The organism is Rathayibacter festucae DSM 15932 (genome assembly GCF_004011135.1).
Classification (GTDB): domain Bacteria; phylum Actinomycetota; class Actinomycetes; order Actinomycetales; family Microbacteriaceae; genus Rathayibacter; species Rathayibacter festucae.
Map to the genome: position 1 here is coordinate 406,769 of NZ_CP028137.1, position 20,176 is coordinate 426,944.

A 20,176-nucleotide genomic window follows, 5' to 3' on the forward strand; every position below is an offset into this window, starting at 1 on the left:
CTCGGCGTGTCGTGCTCATAAGTGGCATCTCGCGGGATGGGGCTGTGGACAACGCGCGCGGAGGAGCGCGGGGTGCGGCAGGGTCCTCGCATGCAGGACGACACAGAGACCCGGATCGTGAACGCGTCGACGAGCGAGCTCGCGCGCCATCGGCTGGTGGCGGAGTACCCGGTCGGCGTCTTCCGGGGTGCTCGTGCCGCGATCGAGCCGGTGACCTACGGCGAGAGGATCACCGCGTTCGCCGCCGTCATGCGGCCGGGCGAGTTCTTCTCGCATGTCACCGCCGCTCATCTCCTCCAGCTGCCCGATCGGCGGGCGACGGAGACCACTCCGCTGCACGTCGCGGTCACCCCGCCGATGCGAGCCGCCCGTCGGGTCGGCGTGAAGTCGCACCATCTCTGGGACGAGGCGGTGACCGTCGTCGACGCGGGCCAACCGGTGACGGATCCCGCCTCGACCTTCTGCCATCTCGCCGACTCGCGATCGCTCGACGAGCTGGTCGTGCTCGGCGATGCTCTCGTGCGGCCCGACGAGGAGCTCGGTCGCCGCGGCCTCCGCGTCGATCTCGAGGTCCTCGCGGCGAGGGCGGCACGGTATCGCGGGCGGGGCGGCCGGCGCGCTCGGGAGGCGGTCGGATTCGTCCGGGTCGGCTCCGAGTCGCCGAAGGAGACGCTCCTCCGGCTGCTGCTGATCCGCGCGGGGCTGCCCGAGCCGGAGCTCAACGTCGAGCTGTACGACGCGGACGGTGTCTTCGTCGCGCGGGTGGATCTGCTCTATCGAAATCAGTGGGTCGTCGTCGAATACGACGGCGATCAGCACCGGACGGACACGCGGCAGTACGAGCGGGACATCGCGCGCAGCGAGGCGATCCAGGCGCTCGGCTACCGCCACATCCGCGTGCGCCTCTCCGGCCTCGTCGACCACCCCGAGGCGACGGCCGCCCGCGTCCGCCGCGCCCTCGGCCTCTGACCCCCGCCGCGGCATGCCACTTATGACGAGATTCTGCGGCGTGTCGTGCTCATAAGTGGCATCTCGCGGGAGGGGGAGGGGGGTCAGCCGGAGATCAGGGCTCGGGCCGTGCCCTCGTCGAGGATGAGGTCGGTGAGGAGGCCGGCGGCGAGGGCGCCGCGCAGGCCCGGGAGCTTCGAGGCGCCCGAGACGACGCAGATGCGGCGGGAGGCGCGGCGCACGGTGGAGAGGTCCGGGCCGCTTGCACGTTCGTTCATGGGGATGTCGTCCCAGGTGCCGTCGGCCCGGTAGAACACGGTGGCGACGTCGCCGACCACGCCGGACGCACTGAGCGAGGTGAAGTCGCTCGGCTCCAGGTAGCCGCCGATGTAGACCTTCGAGGGCACCGCCGCGAACGGCGAGCCGAGGCCGAAGAGCGCGACGTCCATCCGCTGCTGCAGCTCCAGCACCCGCTTGGTCGAGCGCTCGCGCCAGACCGCCTTCTTGGTCATCGGGTCGTCGAAGAACGCCGGCACCGGGAACTGCTGCACCTTCGCGGCGTACGCGTCGCCGAAGCGGCGCAGGATCTCGCTGGAGTAGTTGATGCCGGTGGTCTCGGTGTTGCCCGCGCCGTTGAGCTGCACGATCTGGGTGTTGTGCGTCTCCTTGGCGATCAGGTGCCGGCTCATCGCGCTCATCGTCGAGCCCCAGGCGATGCCGACGATCATGTTCGAGTCGATGAACGGCCCGAGGATCCGCGCGGCCGACAGCGCGACGCGCTCGAGCCGGTCGATCTCGCTGGTGTGGTCCGGCACCGGGACGATGTGCGCCGTGATGTCGAAGTGCGCGCGCACCTCCGCCGACAGCGCGCTCGCCCGGTCGAGCGGGGAGCGGATCTGGATGTCCACCAGTCCCGTCGCGCGGGCGTGCGAGAGCAGCCGCGACACCGAGGAGCGCGAGGTGTGCAGCTCGTGCGCGATGGCGTCCATCGTCAGGTCCTGCATGTAGTACAGCTGCGCGGCCCGGAGCGCGTCGCGCGTCTTGTCCGGGTGGGTCGCGTGCGTCGTCTCGTCCAGCTCGACGACCGGTCGGACAGGGGTCATTGCCACTCCTTGCACGTATTTCCACCCGTCTTGACCGGATGTGTTGTCGGGTCAAGGATGGCTGTATTCCCTCGCGATATCAACCGTCCATCTGGGGCGGCCACACTCGCACGAGGCATTCGACGCAACACCTACGACACGAAGGCGAGTACGAAGTGGCACAGTCTGTCGGAACTCCCGGAAGCTCCTCTCTCCGCGAGAGCGTCTCCGCACTGCGGGACACCCCCCGCGCGACCGTCCTCGTGATCGGCGGTGGCATCAACGGCATCGGGACGTTCCGCGAGCTCGCGCTCAACGGCGTCGACGTCGCCCTCGTCGAGCGCGGCGACTACGTCTCGGGTGCATCCAGCGCCTCGAGCCACATGATCCACGGCGGCATCCGCTACCTCGAGAACGGCGAGTTCCGCCTCGTCAACGAGGGCGTGCACGAGCGCAACGGCCTGCTCAAGATCGCTCCGCATTACGTGAAGCCGCTGCAGACCACGATCCCGATCTACTCGACGTTCTCGGGCATCCTGGCCGCGCCGCTGCGCTTCCTCACCCACAAGTCGGGCAAGCCCCAGGAGCGCGGCGCGCTGCTGATCAAGGTCGGCCTCACCCTGTACGACTTCTTCTCCCGCGACGGCGGCGTCGTCCCGCGCCACCAGTTCCACGGCCGCAAGCGCTCGCTGAACGAGCTGCCCAAGCTCGACCCGAAGATCAAGTACACCGCCACCTACTTCGACGCCTCCGTGCACGAGCCCGAGCGCCTGGCGCTCGACGTGCTGCGCGACGCGCTCGTCGGCGGAAAGAAGGCCCGCGCGGCCAACTACGTCGAGGCCGTCGGCACCTCCGAGGGCGGCGTGCTGCTGCGCGACCGCGAGAGCGGTGAGGAGTTCGCCTTCCAGGCGGACGTCGTCGTCAACGTCTCCGGACCGTGGACCGACTTCACCAACACGGCACTCGGCACGACCACGAAGTTCATGGGCGGCACCAAGGGCTCGCACATCGTCCTCGACAACCCCGAGCTGGTCGAGGCCTGCGAGGGCCGCGAGATGTTCTTCGAGCACAGCGACGGCCGCATCGTGCTGATCTACCCGCTCAAGGGCCGGGTCATGGTCGGCACCACCGACATCGAGGCCGACCCCAACGAGCCGGCCGTCTGCACCGAGGAGGAGATCGACTACTTCTTCGACCTGGTGAACCACGTGTTCCCCTCCATCCCGGTCACCCGCGAGCAGATCGTCTTCAAGTTCTCCGGCATCCGCCCGCTGCCCCGTCACGACGACGAGACCCCCGGCTTCGTCTCCCGCGACTACCGCATCGAGCCCTCGACCCTCCCCGGCGGGAAGACCCCCGTGCTGAGCCTGGTCGGCGGCAAGTGGACGACGTTCCGCGCCCTGTCCGAGCACCTCTCGAACGAGGTCTTCAAGCGGATCGGCGTCACCCGCCGCGTCTCGACCGTGAAGACCGCGATCGGCGGCGGCAAGGGCTTCCCGCGCACGGACGCCTCGCGCGCCCAGTGGATCAGCCAGCACCGCTCCGGTCTGTCCTCGGCCCGCACCGGCCAGCTGCTCGAGCGCTACGGTACCCGCGCCCAGGAGGTCATCGAGGCCCTGGCCGACGGCCACGACGAGGCGCTCGACTTCGACAAGGACTTCACCACCGGTGAGATCCGCTACCTCGCCCAGCGCGAGAGCGTCGTGCACCTGATCGACCTGGTCATGCGCCGCACCAACCACGCCTTCACCGGCGGCCTGAGCCGCGAGCTGCTCGAGGAGCTCGCGCAGCACACCGGCGAGGTCCTCGGCTGGGACGAGGCGGAGCGCGCCCAGGAGGTCGACGCGACCATCGAGCACCTGAAGAAGTACAACGGCGTCGATGTCGGCGGCACCTCGGTGCAGGCGCCGACGGCGGTCGCAGCCTCCTAGCGGGGCGACTGGCGCGGATCGACGGGAGTCCCGGTTCGAGGAGTGATCTCGAGCCGGGACTTCCGTCGTCACAACGCACAAACGTGCACGCGGCGTTCCTTGTCCCCGGTACGGGGCGCCGATAACTTCACACTCGTCGGGCATCGATGCCCGTCGCGGGCGCGTTCGCGCGTTCCGACCGATGAAAAGGAAAAGGTCAACGTGGACAATCTCGGAGTGGTGTTCCTCGCGGAAGTCGTGGGAACGGCGATGCTCGTGCTCCTCGGCTGCGGCGTGGTCGCCAACGTCGCGCTCGTGAAGAGCAAGGGTCTCAACGGCGGGACCCTGATGGTCAACTTCGGCTGGGGCTTCGCCGTCTTCGCCGGTGTGATCGTCTCCTACAACTCGGGTGCGCACCTCAACCCGGCCGTCACGCTCGGCCTCGCGGCCAGCGGAGCGACGGAGTTCGGCTCGGGCGTCCCGGTCAACATCGTCTCGATCCTGATGTACATCCTCGCCCAGATGATCGGTGCAATCCTCGGCGCCGTCTTCTGCTGGCTCGCCTACAAGCAGCACTTCGACCAGGAGCCCGACCCGGCCAACAAGCTCGGCGTCTTCTCCACGGGTCCTGCGATCCGCAGCTACGGCTGGAACTTCGTCACCGAGGTCATCGGCACCTTCGTCCTCGTCTTCGTCGTGATCGGCTTCGGCGGCGGACGCCAGGGCGACGGCGGACTCGCGGCGCTGGGCGCCCTGCCCGTCGCCATCCTGGTGATCGCGATCGGCGCCTCCCTCGGTGGCCCGACCGGCTACGCCATCAACCCCGCCCGTGACCTCGGCCCCCGCATCGCCCACGCGCTGCTGCCGATCAAGGGCAAGGGCTCGAGCGACTGGAGCTACGCCTGGGTCCCCGTCGCGGGCCCGATCGTCGGCGGTGTCCTCGCCGGTCTCGCCTCGACCGCGCTGCTGCCGATCCTCTAGCCGGTCCTGCGGGCCGCTCCGGCTCGCGATCCGCACTCCACTTCACCCCGTTACGAAGGAGTAATCATTCATGGCTGACTACGTCATCGCTATCGACCAGGGGACCACGTCGTCCCGCGCGATCATCTTCGACAAGAAGGGCTCGATCGTCTCGACCGGCCAGAAGGAGCACGAGCAGATCTTCCCCCGCGCGGGCTGGGTCGAGCACGACCCGATCGAGATCTGGAACAACGTCCGCGAGGTCATCGGCCAGGCGCTCTCCCGGGCCGACCTGACCCGCCACGACATCGCCTCCGTCGGCATCACCAACCAGCGCGAGACCGCGGTGGTCTGGGACAAGACCACCGGCAAGCCCGTCTACAACGCCATCGTCTGGCAGGACACCCGCACGCAGTCGATCGTCGACCGGCTCGCCGGCGACGAGGGCGCGGACCGCTTCAAGTCGATCGTCGGGCTCCCGCTCGCGACCTACTTCTCCGGCACCAAGATCGTCTGGATCCTCGAGAACGTCGAGGGCGCCCGCGAGAAGGCGGAGGCCGGCGACCTGATCTTCGGCACCACCGACACCTGGGTCCTCTGGAACCTCACCGGCGGAGTCGACGGCGGCGTGCACAAGACCGACGTCACCAACGCCTCGCGCACCCTCTTCCTCGACCTCGAGACGCTCGAGTGGCGCGACGACATCCTCGAGGCCTTCGGGGTGCCGAAGTCCATGCTCCCCGAGGTGTGCTCGTCCTCCGAGGTCTACGGGCAGGTCGAGTCCTCCTCGCTGCTGCGCGAGGTCCCGATCTCGGGCATCCTGGGCGACCAGCAGGCCGCGACCTTCGGCCAGGCGGCGTTCGATCCGGGCGAGGCGAAGAACACCTACGGCACCGGCAACTTCCTGATCTTCAACACCGGCACCGAGATCGTGCACTCCAAGAACGGGCTGCTGACGACGATCGGCTACAAGCTCGGCGACGGCGAGGTGCACTACGCGCTCGAGGGCTCGATCGCGGTCTCCGGCTCGCTGATCCAGTGGCTGCGCGACAACCTGGGCCTCATCGGCTCGGCCCCCGAGGTCGAGGCGCTGGCCGCGACGGTCGAGGACAACGGCGGCGCGTACTTCGTGCCCGCGTTCTCCGGTCTCTTCGCGCCGTACTGGCGAGCGGACGCGCGCGGTGCGCTCGTCGGCCTCACCCGCTACGTCAACAAGGGCCACATCGCCCGCGCCGCGCTCGAGGCGACGGCGTTCCAGACCCGCGAGGTCCTGGACGCGGTCAACGCCGACTCCGGCGTCCCGCTGCAGGAGCTCAAGGTCGACGGCGGCATGATCGCCAACAACCTGCTCATGCAGTTCCAGGCCGACATCCTCGGCGTCCCGGTCGTCCGGCCGGTCGTCGCCGAGACCACCGCGCTCGGCGCCGCCTACGCCGCGGGCCTCGCGGTCGGCTTCTGGGAGAACCTGGACGACCTGCGCCAGAACTGGCAGGAGGACTCGCGCTGGACCCCGCAGATGGACCAGGACGAGGCCGCCCGCCAGTACCGCCTCTGGAAGAAGGCCGTCACGAAGACCTTCGACTGGGTCGACGAGGACGTGCAGTAGCACCGCACCACTGAACGACGAGGGCCCGCGCACGCAGAGTGCGCGGGCCCTCGTGCGTGGTCCACTGGGAAGAGACGCCCGCAGACATGCTGGTCGAGTAGCCCCGCAGGGGCGTATCGAGCGGCGAAGCCGCTTCGCGTCTTGGTGGCGGGTGAAAAGACGCGGCTGCGCCCCGTCATGTTGGTCGAGTAGCCCCGAAGGGGCGTATCGAGACCCGCCGTCGTCAGCAGGGGGTCTGCAGACTCGTCCTGCTGGCGCTGGTGGATCTCGATACGCCCTCTGCGCGGGCTACTCGATCAGCATGACTTTCCCCATGCGGACGAGGTGAACTTTCCTGGCAGACCCGCCCGCGGCGGAGCTCCGTCAGAGCAGCGGGCGCCGACGCCCCGACGCGACCGCGACGAGAGCGAGTGCCAGCAGCCAGGCCGGGCCCGCCAGCACGGCCGCGACCGTGGGCGGCGCGGACGCCGACAGCGCAGCGAGGGGCGCGACGTCCTCGAGGGCGGTGCCACTCGTGAAGGTCGCGACGCTGAGCGGCGCCAGGGCCGCGAAGAGCACGAAGAGCGGTGCCCGGACGATCGTGCCGACCAGCGCGCCCCAGATCGCACCTCCGATCCCGGTCATGGGAACGAGGGTCTCGACGCCGACGTCCGGGGTGACCCTTCCCGCCGAGACGATCGCGACGCTGGCGACTCCGATCGCGACCGCCGCCGTCGCGAGCACCGCACCGGCACCGGACGCCACCAGGAACCGTGCCGCGAGCGCCGGCCGGAGCCCTGACGAGAGCACGTCGCGGGCGAGGATCCCCTTCTCGAAGGCGCTCGCCGTCCGCAGTGCTCCGAAGGCCGCCGCCCCGACGACGCCGCCCTGCAGCAGCGCCGCCGTGATCGCGTGCTCGAGCGAGGCCGCTTCTCCGGGCGGGAGCGCGCCGAGATCGACCTGCATCACGGCGAGGAGGAGGGGGAGCACGGGCAGCAGTCCGAAGACCAGTCCCCAGAGCGGTGTCCGGCTCGCGACCACGCGTCGGAACTCCGCGGCGACGGCGCGGGTGAGCGGCCCCTCCGCGGACGCGTCCGTCACCGCGCCCGCCGCTGCTCGAGGATCCGTGCGCCGCCGATCGCCAGGAGTGCCCAGACGGCCAGGACGGCCAGCGCGAGTGGCGCCGGGAGCATCCCGTCGACCGGCGCCCCGGTCGCTCCGGCGACGGCTCCGATCGGGAGCAGCCGCCCGGCGTCGCGGGCCACGCCGAGGAGTGGCACGGCCAGGGCGGCCGGCAGGACCAGCACGATCGGGATGCAGGCGTAGTAGTTCCGCACCGCGCAGCCGACGCCGACGCCCAGCACGCCGCTGAGGGCGCAGGCGAGGACGACGCCGAGCGAGGCGGACAGCAGCGTGATGTCCGGCGTCAGGCGGCGGCCGACGGTCGCCAGCACCACCGCGGAGATCGGCCACCAGCCCACGACCGCCACGACCCCGAAGACCGCGCCCGAGACCGCGCCGGCCAGCGCCTTCGCCACCAGGATCGCGTCCCGGCTGCCGAGCAGCAGCGTCCGGTCGAGCGAGTGGTAGTACGTCTCCCGGGTGTAGGCGTAGGACCCGTAGAAGCACGCGCCCAGGGCGGCGCAGGCCGCGAAGCCGAAGACGAAGCGGCTCGCCGGAGCGTCGTCGAGGCCGCCGAGCCGATCCGTCGTACCGGGCATGTTCAGGGCGAAGACGGGGATCAGGATCGCGTAGGCGAGGAGGACCGGGAACGACGAGCCGCTGCGGGAGCGCAGGATCTCGGCCCGTGCGAGCGCGCCGGCCCCGCTCATCGACCGGCCTCGCCGTCGACGAGGTCGAAGTAGCCGTCCTCGAGACTCCGCCCTCCCGAGCGGGTGAGGTCCTCGAGCGGACCGTGGAAGAGCATCCGGCGCCGCAGGACGACGACCTCGTCGACGGTGTGCTCGAGCTCGGCGAGCTGGTGACTGGAGACGAGGACCGTCCGTCCGCGCTCGGCCTCAGCGCGGATCAGGCGCCGCAGCCAGCGGATCCCCTCGGGGTCGAGCCCGTTCGCAGGTTCGTCGAGGACGAGGATCTCCGGGTCACCCGCCAGGGCCGTGGCCAGGCCGAGGCGCTGGCGCATCCCGGTCGAGTAGCCGCGGACCGGCCGTCGCGCCGCGTCGGTGAGGCCGACCGTCTGCAGCAGCTCGTCGACCTGCGAGAGCGGTGCGCCGACCGCGCGGCAGACGATCGCGAGGTGCCGGCGGCCGGTGATGCCGTTCTCGAAGCCGAGGCCGTCGAGGTGCACGCCGACGACCCGGGCGGGCGCGCGCAGCTCCGCGAACCGGTGGCCGCCGATCCGCGCCTCACCTGAATCGGGGCGCAGAAGTCCGACCAGCCCGCGGAGCGCCGTGCTCTTGCCGGCGCCGTTCGGGCCGAGGAGACCGACGACCGTTCCCTGCCGCACGGAGAAGCTGAGGTCGTCCACGACGCGGCGACCGCGGAAGGTCTTGGTGAAGTGCTGGAAGTCGAGCGCCGAGCTCATGGGCGGGCCTTTCGGGGGAGGGGGTCATCGTCGTCGAGCGGTCGTGCCGCCGGCGCCGAGCGGTCGCGCGGTCAGGTCGTCGAGGAGCCGGTGCACGGGGGTGACCAGCGTCGGGTAGTCGCCGGAGACCGACCGGGCGAGCACCTTCGCGGCGGCGAAGGCGAGGGCGGGCAGTGCGGCGTCCGAGTGCAGCCGCTCGCCGAGCACCTCGACGAGGGAGCGCCGGGCGTCCGGGGCGGCGAGGCTGTGCACGTAGAGGGTCGCGACATCCAGGTGCTCGGGTCCGCGCCCCCAGGCCTCCCAATCGGCGAGGCCGAGCGGAGCGACGAGCAGGTTGCCGGGGTGCAGGTCGCCGTGCGCCGTCGTCCAGCACGGGGTGCCGCGCGGGAACCGGTCGCCGAAGAAGCTGTGCAGAAGCCGGTCCACCGTGGCCGGGACGGTCGACTCCCGCAGCGTCGGGACGGCGGCGAGCGCGTCGAGGACGCCGCCGAGCTCGACCCAGACCGCCGGATCGACCTCGGTCTCCGGCGCGAGCTCCGCCGTCGGGGACAGGGCGCGACCGGGCAGGCGGGTCATCAGCTCGGCGCGGAGCCGGAACCCCTCGACGTGGGGCGGGTCCCACTCCTCGACGGCGAGCACGACAGGCTTGGGCAGGGCCGGGAGCACGGCGCTGTCCGCCGTGCCGGTCCACCACGTCCCGTGGGCGAGCGCCGAGGGGGAGCTGACGAGACGGAGCCAGAGCCGCTCGCGGTCGCGCCGGACAGGACCGGAGAGGGTCCTGCCTCGCCAGCCGGGGACCGTGTCACCGTCCCTCGCGACGGCGAGCACGCGGAGGGCCTGCTCGAAGGCGCGCTCGAGCGCGTTCCCGCCGGTCACCGGCCGACCCCCAGGCGGCGGAGGGCGTCCCCGGCGACGAGATCGAGCACCGCGCCGCCGATCGTGCCGCCGCCGAGGGAGACCGAGGCGCCGCCCACCGGGGGAGTGCTCGCGGAGTCGGGCAGGGCGAGGGGATAGCCGACGGCCGGCACGTCGTCGAGCCCGGTGAGGGGCGCGAGCGCCGCGATCGGGGCGAGCAGCGGCTCCGCGGGCCCGCTGACGACGGCCGTCGACCGCGGGGACCGCACCGCGATCCCGTTGCTGGTCAGCCGAACCGGGGTGCCCGGCACGATCCTCGGGTCGGCCGAGGTCCGCACGAGGAAGGCCTCGTCGTTGCGGACGACGTAGCCGGCCTCGATGCGCTCCTCGAGGGGGAGGGCGCCGACTCCGGCGAGAGCGGCGGCGAGGACGGCGGACGCGACGGCGACCCGGAGCGCTCCGACTCGCGCTTCTCTCGCGGCTCGCGCGAACCGGACTAGGGAGACGACGAGTGCGCCGAGGAGCGCTGCGGCGAACACGAGCGCGATGACCGCGCCTGGCTCGGTGAGGACCAGGACGGGGACGCTGCGGACGTAGGCCCAGCCGATCAGGAGCAGGGCGAAGCCGCGGCAGCCGACCCCGAACAGGACGAGCCAGGGGGAGGCGCGTGGCGCGGTTCCGCCCAGCAGGCGCAGGACGGCGTCGCCGACGGCTCCGATCGCGGCTCTGCGCAGGAACGGCCGGTCGAGGACCGCGACCAGGGCCAGGTAGCCGTCGAGGTGCACGAGCGGAATGAGATTGGTCACCGCGCTGAGTGCGGCCGCGACGACGAAGCACGCGAGGGCGGACCGCCCCGTCGGCGCCCACAGCAGGGCGGTGGCGGCGCTCGCCGCGAGGACGAGGTGCACCGCCGGTCCGGCCAGCGCGACCGCCGCGCGGGAGCGCCGGTCGCCCAGGCGCCAGCCGTCGGTGACGTCGCAGAAGAACGCGGGGGCGAGGTAGAAAATCATCACCCCGGCGCGCCGCGGCCGTCCACCGAAGGCCGCGAGGGAGACCGCGTGACCGGCCTCATGGACCGCTCCCGCGAGCAGGAACGCGACCGAGACCGCGAGGAGCGAGGGCAGGGGCAGTGGCTCGCTGAGGACGGCGGCGATCTCCGCCGAGTGCGCGATCGCGCTCGCGGTACCCAGGAGCAGCACCGCGACGACCGCGGCGACGGCGAGCAGCCGGATCGGCCGTCGGCGCAGGAGCCGCGCGAGCACGAGCGCCGGCCGCGTCGCGTCGAGCAGGGTCAGCTGGAGACTCGCCGGCGGCCGGAACTGCAGGCGATGCGACCGGGGCTCGCGGCGCTCGGAGCCGGCGAGGAGCCCGGCCGTCGCGAACTCGCGGAGCAGGGCGGCCGTCTCCTCGTCCGTCAGGGAGGTGCTCCCGGTGCCGTCCGTCTCGTCCGTCTCGTGCGCGCTCGGGCGCAGCCCGGCCGCGAAGGTCGCCACCGCGGGACCGACCCGTGCGCGCGGGACGCCCCGCACCGAGAGGATCCACGGAGCGCCGGGCGCGATCGGCTCGTCGATCGTCACGGTGTCCGCCAGTCGGGGCGCGGGATCGCTCATGCCCGGACCAGCTGCAGCAGCGTCGAGTCCTCGGTCTCCACCAGCGCGGTCCGCGCGACGAGCCACAGTCCCGCGCGCTCGGCCTCCACCGCGACCTGGTCGGCGTCGACGACGTTCACCCGCGAGCGGAAGAAGCGTGCCGCCGCACGCCCCTCGGGATCGAGACCGAGCTGCACGACCTCGACGTCCCGGTGGAGACCGTCGGGGGTGACGGCGGACGTCACGACGGCCGCTCCCGGTCCGCCGGACGGCCCGGGCACGGCGCGGATGCGCGAGCTGCGGCTTCCGGCGACGTAGGCGTGGTCGGGGCTCGACGCGGTGATCAGGAGGACGCCGTCCGCTCCGAGGTGCTCGCGGGCGGCCCGGAGGAAGGCGTGCCGGCCGGCTCGGTCCAGGAGCGCGATGGACGTGGCACCGAGGACGACGGCGCCGAAGCGCTCCGGCAGGTGGAAGCAGGTCATGTCGCCGACCAGCGCCCGGGAGCCGTCGGCGATCCTGGCGGCGGGCAGCGCCGCGATCCGCGACCGGAGGATGTCGACCATCGTCGGCGAGAGGTCGAGGCCGACGACGGGGCGGCCGAGGCCCAGGAGGGGCACCGTGAGGCGTCCACCGCCGCAGGCCAGCTCGAGGATCGGCCCCTCGGTCCGGCGGACCGCTGCCAGCAGGGGGCTGATCTCGCTGCGGTCCTCCGCGGTGAAGTGCTCGTAGACGACGGACCCGTCGGGTCCGTAGAGGTCCTCCGGCGCCACGGTGGCGGGGGAGAGGGCGCCGAGGAGGGCGGCGCTCGCCGCGGTGAGCGGCGGCGGGTCCGAGGGGTGCTGCATGGTCGCTCCAGGTCTGAGAGGGAGCGGTCCCGGACGCTCGAGCGTCCGGGACCGCGGGAGGTGCACGGTCGGCTAGGTCGCGAGCAGCACGATGCTGCCGAGCGCGATCACGATCCTCAGACCGGCGTCGGCGGTCCGCCAGCCGTCGGCCGGAGCGACCGCGGGTTCGATCTCCTGGAAGAGAACGGGATTCTCCATTTCTCACCTCCTCGGTGATGAGGTCCTCGGTGAAGAGGTGCTCTCCTCGAGAGCTAGGTCAGGACGATCGCGCCGAGCCCGAGGCCGACAGCGATCCCGAGCTTCGTGGCGATGTACCAGTCGGAATCGGGTGCAGCCATCGACTCGATCTCCTCGAATCGCAGGGGGGTGGGTGGTTGCATGCGTCGTCTCCTCGTGTCGTCGTCTGGAATCCGGGTGTCATCGGTCGGTCCCGGTCAGGTGAGGAGACCGACGAAGACGCCCGCGACGAGGAGCCCCGTCGTGAAGCCGGAGGTCGCCGACTCCCAGTCGGGAGCGACCGCCTGCTCCAGCTCATGGAATTCGAGCTCGTTCGTGGTGTTCATGTGTTCACCTCCCTCGTTCGGTCGTAGGGCCCGCGCCGGCGGGAAGGCCGCGCGCAGGAGTCGAAGGGCGTCGTCGACCGCCAGGCCGGGCAGCGCCGAGCTGTCCCAGCGGGCGACGATCGCGAGTGCCGCGTCGCGGAGGGCGCGGTCGGCGACGGCCGGAGCGGTGATCCCCCACCGCTCGGACCACTGGGCGCTGCCGACGACGGGGTCCGGGTCGAGCCCGAGGGGAGCGGCGAACCACTGCCAGACGGCCCGTCGTCGCGCGCGACGCTCCGGGGAGTCGCGACTCCACAGGACGGGCAGCAGCGGCATCGTCGCCGGCACCTTCCGCAGTCCCGCGCGACTGCTCACCTCGTTGGCGAGGTACCAGTGCGTCGCCGCGAAGGGATCGGCTGTCGCCGAGCGCAGCACGCCGTGACTGTCGGCGCTCGCCGCAGCGAGCGTCGCGCGGTCGGCGCGGCGAACGAGTCCGGCGCTCCCGGCGACGCGGCCGCCGGCCTCGGCCAGCGCCTCCAGCAGTCGCCTCGACCGATCGTCGGCGGAGCGGTCGGCGGGCGACCCGGACCGCGAGCCGATCAGCCGCAGGGCCGCCTCCGCCGCTCCCTCGAGCACGGAGGAGCGGGTCAGCGTCGCCGTGAGCTCGGCGTCGAGCACGGCGGCGTCGGCCCGGAGCGCTTCGCCGACCACGACGGAGCGGAGGCCGCCGATCTCGCGGCAGGCCGCGGCGCTCGTCTCGCTGCCGGGTCCGATCGTCGTAGGTACCAGGACGAGACGAGGGACCTCCGTCGACGCGGGGAGGTCTGGAGCGAGAAGCCCGCCGTGCCTGCTCATCAGTCCGTCGATGCGCGATCGGAGGGCGCGGTCGGCGGCGAACAGGCGCGCCAGCGCCGCCACGTCGTGCAGCCTGCCGCCGCCGATGCCGACGAGGCGGTCGGGACGGACAGCGCGGAGGGCGCGGTCGACGGTGTCGAGCAGCAGACCCTGCTCGATCGCGACGTCGAGGACGACCACCGGTCCGTGCAGTCGCTCGGGCTCGACGGCTCCGCTCCGGACGAGCGCGCTGTCGAGCACGAAGAGGGTCCGCCGGGAGCCGGTGGTCGCTGCATCCGACGCCAGACCGGACCGCAGATCGGTGCTGCGGACCCTCATGCGTCGAGCGCCGCACTGATGATGCGCGGGATGTCGGCGAGGTCGCGGTCGCTGGACACCGCCGCAGGCAGGAATTGGATCCCGCCCGGCGCGGGATGCACGACCGCCCCGCGCCGCCGGACGTCCTCCACCAGGCCGAGGACCTCGTCGGCGTGGGCGACCCCCGCGATCCGCAGGGCCCGGAAGGACCCGACGCCGGAGGATCCGAGCACCCGAGGATGAGCGGACAGCGCGGTGACGGCGCGGTCGAGGCAGGTGCTCACGCGCGGGAAGCCGTCGGCTCCGAGGAGTTCGGGAAGCAGCGCGAGGCTCTGCAGGACGGCGGCGCAGACCGCGGGTGTCCCCGCCTGCGTCTCCGCATGGACGAACGGGGCGTCCGCGGCGTCGATCTCCGCGAGGAGCCGCTCGCCGACGACCACGGCGGCCGCCGCGAGCGTGCCGTTCGTCAGAGCCTTCGACAGAACGACCGCGTCGGGCGCGAACGGCCAGCGCGAGGAGGCGAGGAACGGGCCGGTGCGGCCGAAGCCCGTCGCCACCTCGTCCGCGACGACGGGGACGCCCTCCCGGGACGCGCGCTCGAGCACCGCGAGGAGTGCGTCCGAGAGCGGGAGGGCGCCGGAGCCGAGGACGGGCTCCACGACGATGCCGCAGATGCGCCGTCCCTCCCGGTGGAGCAGCGACTCCAGCGCGTCCGGATCGTCGTGCGCCACGTGCCGGACCCCCGAGCGATCGACGCCGTAGACGTCCTGGCCCAGCTCGTCGCCGCTCAGGGCGTGGGCGCCGTAGGTGAGCCCGTGGTAGCTGCCGGACAGGCCGACGACCAGCCGGCGCTCCGGCCGACCGAGGAGCGCGGCCCGCTGGCGGAGCAGCTTCATGACCGCGTCGTTCGCGCTGCCGCCCGAGGTGGTGAGGAGGACGCGCCGGAAGGAGGACTGCGGGAGCGCGTCGCCGACGACCGCGAGCAGTGCCGCGGCCGCCCGCTCCGCCCAGGGGTGACTCCGCCGGAAGAGGGACAGGTAGGAGGCCTCGGCCAGAGCCGCGGCGATGGCAGCGGTGAACTCCGGGCGGCCGCAGCCGAACGGCGCGTTCCACAGTCCGCTCGTGAGGTCGATCGCCTCGACGCCGTCGGCGAAGCGGATGCATGTCCCCGTCGCGCTCACCGCCGCGACGGTCCTGGCCGCCGCCGTCGGCGAGACCAGGGGCACGAGGACCGGCGAGGCCGTCACGCTCCTCTCCGGAGGTGGACGCCCTCGTGCTCGAACCGCTCGACGAGCCGCGAGACGAAGGCCTCGTCGGCCGGCGTGCGCGGCTCGTCGTCCGGGCCGTCGCTCAGCAGCCGTTCGACGACGACCGCGGTGGCGGGTGCGAGGGCGAACCGCCGCAGGGTCCGGGGCTCCACCAGGACGCGCTCGTCGCCCCGGTGCAGGAGGATCAGGTCGGAGCGCGTGAGCGTCGTCACCTCCCCGTCCGGTCGGAGGGACGTTCCGAGCCCGACCACCGACCACGCCGGGCCGGTGTCGTCGGCGGCAGCGAAGGCGAGGCCGGCGCGGTACAGCGCCAGCCAGGGGCGGCGCGCGATGTCGTCGGCGACACCGCCGCCCAGCGCGGCGAGCCGGTCGAGCGGACGGTACGACCTGTCGAGGGCGGCCGCGAGACCGTCGGGGTCTCGGGCGTCGCCGAGGACCAGCCCGTCCGGACCGAGCGTCGCGACCCCGTCCCGGCCGACATCGACGGCAGCGACGGGTCCGGCAGCGGGGTCGTCCGTCAGCGGCAGACCGCTCACTGCGACCGCGGCTCCCAGGAGCTGCGGGACCAGCCGACCGGAGGCGCGGGCGGCGTCGGCGTCCTCCAGATAGGCCTGCCAGCCGTTCGCATCGCGGAGCCGTGCGGTCGTCGCACCGGTGACCGGGAGGAACGCGATCGAGGCGTAGTCCTCCGTCTGGACCCGCAGCTCGCCGAACCAGGCGACGTCTCCCGGCTCGTCGAGTCCACCGCGGTAGTCGAGGACGGCCGCGCAGTCGCAGGTCGGGGCCTCGCGGGTCTCATCGTCGTCGGTCACGCTCTCGCTTGGGAGGAGCAGGACGTCCTCCGGCCCGAGCAGTGGCTCCACCGCTCCTCGCCACCGCCGGTCGGCGAGGCGCACGACCCGTCGAGCGTCGACCCGATCACCCGTCACCCACTGGAGGACGGCCCGGGCGACTCCGCGTCGATCCACCGCGGTCGCTCGCGTGTCGGCGTCGGCGAGACCGGTCGGAGTCGAGAGCGCCGTTCGCGAGCCGCGGTCGCCGCGATCGAGGGAGCGCGTCGCGTCTCCGTCGGAGCGGATCGGTCCTGGGTTGGTTGCCATACGTGGATGGTAGCCGACTGAAGCTCACGTCTGTCAAGGCCGACTCGCCGACCGAGCTGATGATCACCGATGCGCGCCACGGGCGAGCTCGGCGCGCGCCTTCGACACCGGGCGCCGACGTCGGTGCTAGACATACGCGTATGACGAACGCAGCAGCACGCAGACGACTCCCAGCACGGCGGTGGCTGTCGTGAGATCCCGATTCGACCTCGTCGTTCTCGTCGTCTTCGGTCTGTACGGCCTCGTCCGAAGCGTCCTCGACGCCCCCGCGGTCATCGCGGCACCGAGCGCCGTCGGGATCGCGTCGCTGTGCGCCTCCGCCTTGCTCCTCGTCGTGGCGATCGCGGCGCTCGCCCTCGAGCTGCGGCGCAGACGGAGGAAGCGCGCGGCGGCCTCGACCGCCGCCGCCCGGACGGGCCGAGAGGCCGACTGGTAGCGGTAGAGCCGGAGGCGTCGGCCCGCCGACCCGCGTCAGCGCCCACCGTGCGCCGACCTCCCGTCATGCTGGTCGAGTAGCCCCGCAGGGGCGTATCGAGACGCACCCTCCTCAGAAGGCCGGTTTGCAGGCTCGTCCTCTGGCGCGGGTGGATCTCGATACGCCCGCTTCGCGGGCTACTCGATCAGCATGAAGTCCGTGCGTCGAGTCCACTCATGCTGGTCGAGTAGCGCGGAGCGCGCGTCGGGACCCGGGCCGGGAGCGGCACGCACGTCGTGCGATCCGCGCCAGCGACAAGAGGGCGTCGCGCGCTGTGGCAAGGTCCCGGGATGACAGTGCCGAAGAAGAAGGAAGACCGCGTGCGCCGCTTCGCGCTCGCCCTGCTGGGAGTGAGCATGGGAGTCGCCGTCGTGGCGACGATCGTCGGAGGGATCGACGATCCGTACGACGTTGTGACTCTCGTCGTGTGCGGCTCCTGTGCCTCCCTGGTGATCGTCACCTTGATCCGCGAACGATGAACCTCGCGCTGGCGCTCGGGCGGAGGCGTGCACAGAGGTAGCGCGCTGACGCTGCATCCGGACGCTCCGCCGAGCACGAGTGAACGGTCAGCCCGTCGGCCGAGGGTCAGCGCAGCCCCGCGACCGCGTCCAGCTCGTCCAGCGAGCCGATCCGCACCACCCCGAGCTCGACGGCCTCGGAGGGCAGCTCGCGCCCGTGCTCCGGCCCGCCGACGCGGTCGAGCCACACCCCGCGCAACCCGGCGCGTGCCGCGCCGATCGCGTCGGTGCCCAGCCGGTCGCCGACGTACAGCGCGTCGGCCGGAGCGACGCCGAAGCGCTCGCAGGCGACGTGGAAGATCCGCGCATCCGGCTTCGTCACGCCGACCTCGCCCGACGCCACGAGGTGCTCGACCCGCTCCGTCAGACCGATCGCGTCCGTCTTGCGCGTCTGGAACTCGAGGTCGCCGTTGGTGATCAGGCCAATCCGGACGCCCGCCGCGTCGAGCCGATCGAGCACCGGCAGGGCGTCGTCGTGCAGCGTCCACGCCACGACGTAGTGCCCCAGGTAGGCGGCGAACCACGCGCTCGCCTCCTCGGGCGTCAGCGCGACACCGGCGTCGGCCGCGAAGGCCGTGGCGCGGGCACGGCGCTGCCCCTCGTAGTCGAGCTCGCCGGCGAGGTACCGGTGGTAGTGCTCCTCCTCCAGGGCGTACCAGCGCCGCTGCAGCGCGCCCGCCTCGCCCGCGTACGCGTCGCCGAGCGCGGCCGCGTACGCGACGATGCCCTCGCGCACCGCGCGGGCGTGCGCGAAGAGCGTGTCGTCGAGGTCGAAGAGGGCGAGCCGGATCATCGAGGACTCAGCGGCTGCGGCGCAGGAAGCCGACGCGCTCGTACACGGTCGCGAGCGTGCGCTCGGCCGTCTCCGAGGCGCGGTCCGCCGCGCGGGAGAGCACCCGGTCGAGCTCGGCCGGGTCCTCGAGCAGCTCCGCGGTGCGCGCGCGGATCGGATCGAAGGTCGCCGCGACGACCTCGACCAGGCCCTTCTTCAGGTCGCCGTAGCCGCGGCCGGAGTACTCCTGCTCGAGCGACTCGATCGTGCGGCCGGCGAGGACGGAGTAGACGGTGAGCAGGTTCGAGACGCCCGGCTTGGCCGCGCGGTCGAAGCGCACCTCGGACTCGGTGTCGGTGACGGCCCGCATGATCTTCTTCGCGGTGACCTTCGGCTCGTCGAGCACGCTGAGCAGGCCGGCGTCCGACTCCGCGGACTTCGACATCTTCGCGCCGGGGTTCTGCAGGTCGTAGATCTTCGCCGTCTCCTTGGCGATGTACGGCTCCGGGATCGCGAAGGTCTCGCCGAAGCGCGTGTTGAAGCGGCCCGCGAGGTCGCGGGTCAGCTCGAGGTGCTGGCGCTGGTCCTCGCCGACCGGGACGGCGTCGGTCTGGTACAGCAGGATGTCGGCGGCCATCAGGATCGGGTAGGTGAAGAGGCCGACCGAGGCCGCCTCCGTGCCCTGCTTCGCCGACTTGTCCTTGAACTGCGTCATCCGGCTGGCCTCGCCGAAGCCGGTCACCGTGTTCAGGATCCAGGCCAGCTCGGCGTGCGCCGGGACGTGCGACTGGATGAACAGCGTCGAGCGCTCCGGATCGATGCCGGCCGCGATGTACTGCGCGGCGGTGGCGCGGGTGCGCGCGCGCAGCTCGGCGGGCTCCTGCGGCACGGTGATCGCGTGCAGGTCGACGACGCAGAAGTGGGCGTCGAAGTCGTCCTGCATCGCGACCCACTGGGTGAGGGCGCCGATGTAGTTGCCGAGGTGCAGCGAGCCGGAGGAGGGCTGCATGCCGGAGAAGATGACGGGCTTCGCGCCCGGAGTGCTGGGGGTCATGGTGAGGCCTCGTGAGTGACGGCGGCGCGGTCGGCGCCGGGGGAGAAGGGGGTCAGAGCTCGTAGTCGACGACGACGGGCGCGTGGTCGGACCAGCGGGTGTCCCACGCGCTGGCGCGGTCGATCTCGTAGCTGCGGGCCAGGGCGGCGAGCTCCGGCGTCGCGAGCTGGTAGTCGATCCGCCAGCCGGTGTCGGTGTCGAACGCCTGACCGCGCTGCGACCACCAGGTGTAGGGCCCGGGCACCTCGCCGGCGAAGCGGCGGCCGAGGTCGACCCAGCCCATCCCCGCTCCGGCGTTGTAGCCCTCCTCGCCCTCGGCGCCGACGAAGCGGTCGAAGTAGGCGCGCTCCTCGGGGAGGAAGCCGGCCTTCTTGACGTTGCCCTTCCAGTTCTTGATGTCGAGGGTGCGGTGGCCGACGTTGAGGTCGCCCATCACCACGGCGAGCGAGTTGTGGGCCTGCAGCTGGGGGAGGCGCTCGATCATGGCGTCGAGGAAGCGCATCTTCTCGTCCTGCTTCGGCGTGCCGACGCCGCCCGAGTGCACGTAGGTGGAGACGACGGTCACGGTGCGGTCGCCGACCTCGTAGTCGGCCTCGAGCCAGCGGCCCGCGGAGTCGAAGTCGTCGGCGCCGAGCGCGACCCGGTGGATCGTCGCGCGCTTGCGGGAGGCGAGCGCGACTCCGGCGCGGCCCTTGGCGGTCGCCTCGTCGTGCAGCACGTCCCACTCGTCGCCGAGCAGGCCGGTGAGGTCGTCCGTGGAGGCGCGGACCTCCTGCAGGGCGAGGATGTCGACGTCGCGGGCGGCGAGCCAGTCGCCCATGCCCTTGCGGAAGGCGGCGCGGACGCCGTTGACGTTGACGGAGGCGATGCGGAGCGGCTTTCGAGTCACCGGAGCAGTCTACGGAGCACCGCCGACAGCGCGCGGCGCACGGGGGAGCGGCGGACCGGCGCGGCGGACCGGCGCGGCGGACCGGCG

Annotated in this window: 21 protein-coding genes; 6 read left to right on the plus strand and 15 right to left on the minus strand. The window is 72.3% G+C overall.

Going from position 1 to position 20,176, the window contains the following annotated elements; translation table 11 throughout:
- Positions 1-90 precede the first annotated feature (90 nt).
- Positions 91-969 carry an endonuclease domain-containing protein gene (locus C1I64_RS02015; protein ID WP_127886040.1) on the plus strand — a complete coding sequence of 293 codons (879 nt, stop codon included), beginning with the start codon at positions 91-93 and terminating at the stop codon, positions 967-969.
- 83 nt (positions 970-1,052) lie between these two features.
- On the opposite strand, the gene C1I64_RS02020 is transcribed toward C1I64_RS02015, so the two are convergent.
- Positions 1,053-2,051: a sugar-binding transcriptional regulator gene (locus tag C1I64_RS02020; protein ID WP_123445261.1), complete on the minus strand. Its 999-nt coding sequence runs from the start codon at positions 2,049-2,051 to the stop codon at positions 1,053-1,055.
- A 155-nt stretch (positions 2,052-2,206) separates the two neighbouring features.
- Between C1I64_RS02020 and C1I64_RS02025 the strand changes: the two genes are divergently transcribed.
- The 3 genes from C1I64_RS02025 (at position 2,207) to glpK (ending at position 6,506) form a co-directional block, all read left to right on the plus strand.
- Positions 2,207-3,961 carry a glycerol-3-phosphate dehydrogenase/oxidase gene (locus tag C1I64_RS02025; protein WP_244209379.1) on the plus strand — a complete coding sequence of 585 codons (1,755 nt, stop codon included), beginning with the start codon at positions 2,207-2,209 and terminating at the stop codon, positions 3,959-3,961.
- Between the two features lie 249 nt (positions 3,962-4,210).
- On the plus strand, positions 4,211-4,921 hold the full coding sequence (locus C1I64_RS02030) for an MIP/aquaporin family protein (protein ID WP_243732784.1): 711 nt from the start codon (positions 4,211-4,213) through the stop codon (positions 4,919-4,921).
- 70 nt (positions 4,922-4,991) lie between these two features.
- Positions 4,992-6,506, plus strand: coding sequence for a glycerol kinase GlpK (glpK, locus tag C1I64_RS02035; RefSeq protein WP_127886042.1), 1,515 nt, complete (start codon positions 4,992-4,994; stop codon positions 6,504-6,506).
- Between the two features lie 363 nt (positions 6,507-6,869).
- Here glpK and C1I64_RS02040 read toward each other — a convergent pair whose 3' ends face one another.
- The 11 genes from C1I64_RS02040 to C1I64_RS02080 all read right to left on the minus strand — a co-directional run bounded on the left by C1I64_RS02040 (position 6,870) and on the right by C1I64_RS02080 (position 16,381).
- A complete protein-coding gene (locus C1I64_RS02040) occupies positions 6,870-7,586 on the minus strand; it encodes a hypothetical protein (protein WP_127886043.1) in 717 nt (238 codons plus the stop codon).
- Positions 7,583-8,317 (minus strand): hypothetical protein, encoded by a 735-nt coding sequence (locus C1I64_RS02045; RefSeq protein ID WP_127886044.1) that lies wholly within the window; start codon positions 8,315-8,317, stop codon positions 7,583-7,585. The genes C1I64_RS02040 and C1I64_RS02045 overlap by 4 nt, the downstream gene beginning before the upstream one ends.
- Positions 8,314-9,030, minus strand: a complete 717-nt coding sequence (locus C1I64_RS02050) for an ABC transporter ATP-binding protein (RefSeq protein WP_127886045.1) — start codon at positions 9,028-9,030, stop codon at positions 8,314-8,316. The genes C1I64_RS02045 and C1I64_RS02050 overlap by 4 nt, the downstream gene beginning before the upstream one ends.
- A gap of 24 nt (positions 9,031-9,054) precedes the next feature.
- Positions 9,055-9,906, minus strand: a complete 852-nt coding sequence (locus C1I64_RS02055) for a phosphotransferase (protein WP_127886046.1) — start codon at positions 9,904-9,906, stop codon at positions 9,055-9,057.
- Positions 9,903-11,495, minus strand: a complete 1,593-nt coding sequence (gene mpaP, locus C1I64_RS02060) for a daptide biosynthesis intramembrane metalloprotease (RefSeq protein WP_127886047.1) — start codon at positions 11,493-11,495, stop codon at positions 9,903-9,905. Before mpaP ends, C1I64_RS02055 begins: the two co-directional genes overlap by 4 nt.
- The gene (gene mpaM / locus C1I64_RS02065; RefSeq protein ID WP_127886048.1) at positions 11,492-12,319 is read right to left on the minus strand and encodes a daptide-type RiPP biosynthesis methyltransferase; all 828 of its coding nucleotides are present in this window, start codon (positions 12,317-12,319) and stop codon (positions 11,492-11,494) included. The genes mpaP and mpaM overlap by 4 nt, the downstream gene beginning before the upstream one ends.
- A 72-nt stretch (positions 12,320-12,391) precedes the next feature.
- Complete coding sequence (locus C1I64_RS20710; protein ID WP_260311822.1) at positions 12,392-12,517, minus strand: hypothetical protein; 126 nt, start codon at positions 12,515-12,517, stop codon at positions 12,392-12,394.
- A 53-nt stretch (positions 12,518-12,570) separates the two neighbouring features.
- Positions 12,571-12,699 (minus strand): daptide-type RiPP, encoded by a 129-nt coding sequence (locus tag C1I64_RS20715; protein WP_260311824.1) that lies wholly within the window; start codon positions 12,697-12,699, stop codon positions 12,571-12,573.
- A 54-nt stretch (positions 12,700-12,753) separates the two neighbouring features.
- Entirely contained in the window at positions 12,754-14,034 is a 1,281-nt protein-coding gene (locus C1I64_RS02070; protein WP_127886049.1) for an iron-containing alcohol dehydrogenase, read from the minus strand.
- Entirely contained in the window at positions 14,031-15,260 is a 1,230-nt protein-coding gene (mpaD, locus tag C1I64_RS02075; RefSeq protein WP_127886050.1) for a daptide-type RiPP biosynthesis aminotransferase, read from the minus strand. Before mpaD ends, C1I64_RS02070 begins: the two co-directional genes overlap by 4 nt.
- A complete protein-coding gene (locus C1I64_RS02080; protein ID WP_127886051.1) occupies positions 15,257-16,381 on the minus strand; it encodes a hypothetical protein in 1,125 nt (374 codons plus the stop codon). The genes mpaD and C1I64_RS02080 overlap by 4 nt, the downstream gene beginning before the upstream one ends.
- A 190-nt stretch (positions 16,382-16,571) precedes the next feature.
- Between C1I64_RS02080 and C1I64_RS02085 the strand changes: the two genes are divergently transcribed.
- Positions 16,572-16,817 carry a hypothetical protein gene (locus C1I64_RS02085; RefSeq protein ID WP_127886052.1) on the plus strand — a complete coding sequence of 82 codons (246 nt, stop codon included), beginning with the start codon at positions 16,572-16,574 and terminating at the stop codon, positions 16,815-16,817.
- Between the two features lie 329 nt (positions 16,818-17,146).
- Positions 17,147-17,335 (plus strand): hypothetical protein, encoded by a 189-nt coding sequence (locus C1I64_RS02090; protein ID WP_127886053.1) that lies wholly within the window; start codon positions 17,147-17,149, stop codon positions 17,333-17,335.
- 106 nt (positions 17,336-17,441) lie between these two features.
- On the opposite strand, the gene C1I64_RS02095 is transcribed toward C1I64_RS02090, so the two are convergent.
- Genes C1I64_RS02095 through C1I64_RS02105 form a run of 3 tightly spaced genes read right to left on the minus strand, consistent with a single transcriptional unit; the run spans position 17,442 to position 20,020 of the window.
- Entirely contained in the window at positions 17,442-18,167 is a 726-nt protein-coding gene (locus C1I64_RS02095; RefSeq protein WP_127886054.1) for an HAD family hydrolase, read from the minus strand.
- A 7-nt stretch (positions 18,168-18,174) separates the two neighbouring features.
- Entirely contained in the window at positions 18,175-19,200 is a 1,026-nt protein-coding gene (gene trpS, locus C1I64_RS02100; protein WP_127886055.1) for a tryptophan--tRNA ligase, read from the minus strand.
- Between the two features lie 52 nt (positions 19,201-19,252).
- A complete protein-coding gene (locus C1I64_RS02105) occupies positions 19,253-20,020 on the minus strand; it encodes an exodeoxyribonuclease III (RefSeq protein WP_244209559.1) in 768 nt (255 codons plus the stop codon).
- Positions 20,021-20,176 lie beyond the last annotated feature (156 nt).